The sequence below is a fragment of the Emticicia sp. genome, assembly GCF_049241225.1.
Classification (GTDB): domain Bacteria; phylum Bacteroidota; class Bacteroidia; order Cytophagales; family Spirosomataceae; genus Emticicia.
This window is the reverse complement of record NZ_JBMLRC010000269.1, coordinates 2,178-6,025: the sequence shown is the minus strand read 5'-3', so window position 1 is coordinate 6,025 and position 3,848 is coordinate 2,178. Positions and strand designations below refer to the sequence as shown.

Here is a 3,848-nt window from a genome sequence, read left to right as displayed (position 1 = left end):
AGCCTTCCTTTTTTGTTTATTCTGTCAAAATCAATTAGATTTACAAAAAATAATAAGACAATGGGGCAATATGTAGAATTAAAATATGATAGATTCCGATTGAGCGATGATGAATTTTATGATTTCTGTACACAAAATGACGGTCTAAAATTTGAAAGAGATGCAAAAGGAAACATTTTAATTATGCCAAATACAGGAGGAATAACGGGTATAATGAATTCAGAAATTAATTTTGAGTTCGTAGGATGGAATCGTAAAGAAAGGCTTGGGAAAGTATTTGATTCATCAACTACATTCCGTTTGCCAAGTTCAGCAGCTCGTTCAGCAGATGTGGCGTGGGTAAATAATGAAAGTTGGGATAAATTAGACTTAGCACAACAAACAAAATTTCCACCTGTTTGCCCTGACTTTGTTTTGGAATTAATGAGTACTACCGACAATCTGAAAGACGCTCAACGAAAAATGGAAGAAGAATGGATAGCAAATGGTTGTAAATTGGCTTGGTTGATAAATCCTAAAACTCAAAAGACATATATTTTTAGAGAAAATCAAGAGATGGAAATCGTTGTTGGCTTTGATAAAAAACTTTTTGGCGAAAATATATTAGTTGGTTTTGAATTAGATTTGAGCATATTGAAATAAAATTATGGCAAAAGCTCCCAATCTAAGTAAATATCATTGAGTGATATTTCAACATCAACAGATTTCAGTTCAATAATATCTTCGAGTTTGTTGTAAGAACGATATTGCCAGAAAACTGCATTTTCGGGCTTAAAAAAAACTTCAACTAAAATTTCGTTTTGAGAAACAAGTACGTATTCTCTAAAAGAATCGATTGTTTGATATGCTTGAAATTTATCTTGTCGGTCGTACAAAGCTGTTGAGTCAGATAACACCTCAACGATTAAAATCGGATTTTTGGCTGCCTGTGGCATTTCTGGAAATGTTTCAATTTTACCACAAACTATAAAACTATCTGAATAGACAAATTTTTCTTCAGAAATCGCAATTTTGGCATCACTACTATAAGTTCGGCAAGATTTTCCTTTCTTTCTGATGGCATTTATAAGGCTTGCACCAACACTGTTTGAAAGTAGTCCATGATTGAGCGTTTCGCCCGTCATTGCGAGTATTTCTCCATTATGATATTCAAGTTTTTCTAAAGAATTGGCCTCCATTTCGAGGTAATCTTTAATTGAATATCTGTATTTTAATGCTGCTTCTCCCATTTTGAATATTTTAACGAAAGCCAAAATAACAATTTCTATCGACAACTATCAATTTGAGCATAAAAAACGCTTCCATTATCGACTTTAAAACCAGCATTTAGTTCAATCTTATTGCTTGCACTAAATAGTACATTTGAATAGTTAGTGATTATGGCAGTACTTGTAATTGAATTGAGAGCATTATAAAAACTTGGTGTAGTTATTTGACCGCTCACGGTTATGTTCTGTTCATTTCCACAGGCCGAAATCTGATATATTTTGTCAAAAGTAGCTACATAAAGTTCTCCATTTTTATCTTCGCCAAATGAGGTTGGAAAGTTCATTAAAACTCCTTTAAAATCATTGCTTATAGTTCCGTTTGGGAGCCGTTTTAACAACCAAAATTTCCCAGAGTTATAGTCAGCATAGCAATAAAAGCCATTTAAAACAGGGTATTTGTTGCCTCGATAAACATATCCGCCAGTCACAGATGCTGCTTGATTACCATTGAAATTGTATCCAGCATAGTCGATGATTGGCATGGTGAGTGTATTTTGATTGGGTGGACAATTTTGAGTTAAATGAAGCATATTGCCTTCATAGCAACTCCAACCAAAATTTCTTTCTTCAAAACTACCAAAAGGTACAAAACTTACTTCTTCATAACTATCTTGTCCTACATCACCAATCCATAAATCACCCGTTTGACGGTCGAAAGAAAATTTCCAAGGGTTACGCAAGCCAGTGGCTATAATTTCATCGGGAATATTATCATTTGGTTGTTGGTAAGGGTTTTCGATTGGAATGAGATTTGGGGAATTAACATTAAAACGTAATACTTTACCTTTTACAGATGCCATATTTTGGGCATTGCCAAATTCATCACCATCTGTATTTCTTGCCCCCGAAGCCCCATCACCGGTAGCGGTGTAAAGGTATCCATCTTTTCCAAATTCTAAATCACCACCTTCATGACCATTATTGTCAGGATAACTGTAAAGTATATTCTGCGAATTATTATCAGCTATATTCTCATCTGAGCTTGATTTTTGAAATCTTGCAATCACACAACTTGCATCATTTGCCTTGTATTTTACATAAAAATAGCCATTTTGGGCATAGTTAGGATGAAAAGCAACCGCCATTACCCAGTTTACTTGGTTGGTTAAATCTAAAAATGGAGTTGGTAAAACTTGGCCATTTACGAGTATTTTTATCCGATTTCCATCAACTATAAAAAGTCGCTCGTCGTTTGCATGGGCAATGTCAACGATTGATGAAAAAGCACTAGAAACCAAATTTGCTTGAATATTGGGTGATTGTGCAAAAAGCATCAATGGGCCAAAGATAAGTAATAGTAAAGTTTTCATTTTGGGTTATGTCTAAAGTAAATTAAAAAAGGCAGCAAGTAATTGCTGCCTTTCAAAATTATATTACAACATTCACAATACGCTTTGGAACAACAATGATTTTCTTTGGTGTAGCACCTTCCAACCATTTGACCACTAATTCATTTTCTAAAACTAATTTTTCGATTTCTTCCTTGCTCATGTCGGCAGGGAAATTGAGTGTTGCACGAACCTTGCCATTTACTTGAATTGGATACTCGAATGAGTCTTCCACCAAATGTTTAGCATCGAAAGTTGGGAATTGTTGAGCCGTAATACTATCCGTATGACCCAAAACTTGCCATAATTCTTCGGTTACGTGTGGTGCATAAGGCGACAAAATAACCAATAATTGTTCAAGAATTGCTTTTTTATGACATTTTAGGTCAGAAAGTTCATTCACACAAATCATAAACGAACTTACCGAAGTATTGAATGAAAAAGACTCAATATCTTCATTTACTTTCTTGATGGTTTTGTGCAAAGCCTTTAATTCTTCTTTGGTTGGCTCGGCATCAACTACTAAATTTTTGCCGTTTTGGTCAAAGAATAAACGCCATACTTTACGTACAAACCTATACGTTCCTTCGATACCACGCGTATCCCACGGTTTGCTTTCTGTCAATGGCCCTAAGAACATCTCGTAAAGACGGAATGTGTCAGCACCATATTCATTTACAATGTCATCAGGATTAACAACATTGTAAAGTCTTTTGGACATTTTTTCAACTTGTGAGCCACAAATATATTTACCATCTTCAAGAATAAATTCCGCATTTTCAAAGTCTGGTCTCCATCTCTTGAATTTTTCTGTATCCAATACATCATTTTTAACCAAGCTAACATCAACATGAATTTGCGTAGTTTCATACTGATTTCTTAGGTTATAAGAAACAAAGATAGGGTTGTTTCCTTGTCCTTCGCTCGATTTCAAACGATATACTAAACTCGAACGCCCCATAATCATCCCTTGATTGATGAGTTTCATGGCGTACTCTTCTTGCGGTACATAACCTCTATCTTTCAAGAATTTATTCCAGAAACGGCTATACAATAAGTGGCCAGTAGCGTGTTCGGTTCCGCCCAAGTAAAGGTCAACGTTTTGCCAGTAGTCAATCGCTTCTTTCGAGGCAAACTCTTGGTCGTTGTTGGCATCCATGTATCTGAACCAATACCAGCTACTTCCTGCCCAACCTGGCATCGTGCTTAGTTCATATTCATTCCCTTTATAATTCCAACCTTCGGCACGGCC

4 protein-coding genes are annotated in these 3,848 nt (G+C 35.5%); 1 reads left to right on the top strand and 3 read right to left on the bottom strand.

Features of this window, described 5'->3' with window-relative positions; genetic code table 11:
• The coding region (locus ACOVO2_RS14430; protein WP_421770656.1) for a Uma2 family endonuclease at nucleotides 1-642 on the top strand (642 nt) is incomplete at its 5' end.
• A 2-nt stretch (nucleotides 643-644) separates the two neighbouring features.
• Here the strand turns inward: ACOVO2_RS14430 and ACOVO2_RS14425 are convergent.
• From ACOVO2_RS14425 to ACOVO2_RS14415, 3 genes are all read right to left on the bottom strand, one after another.
• A complete protein-coding gene (locus ACOVO2_RS14425; protein WP_421770655.1) occupies nucleotides 645-1,229 on the bottom strand; it encodes a Uma2 family endonuclease in 585 nt (194 codons plus the stop codon).
• A 35-nt stretch (nucleotides 1,230-1,264) separates the two neighbouring features.
• Complete coding sequence (locus tag ACOVO2_RS14420; protein ID WP_421770654.1) at nucleotides 1,265-2,578, bottom strand: PQQ-dependent sugar dehydrogenase; 1,314 nt, start codon at nucleotides 2,576-2,578, stop codon at nucleotides 1,265-1,267.
• Nucleotides 2,579-2,636: 58 nt separating this feature from the next.
• Nucleotides 2,637-3,848: class I tRNA ligase family protein (locus ACOVO2_RS14415; protein ID WP_421770653.1), on the bottom strand; the 1,212-nt coding region annotated here is incomplete at its 5' end.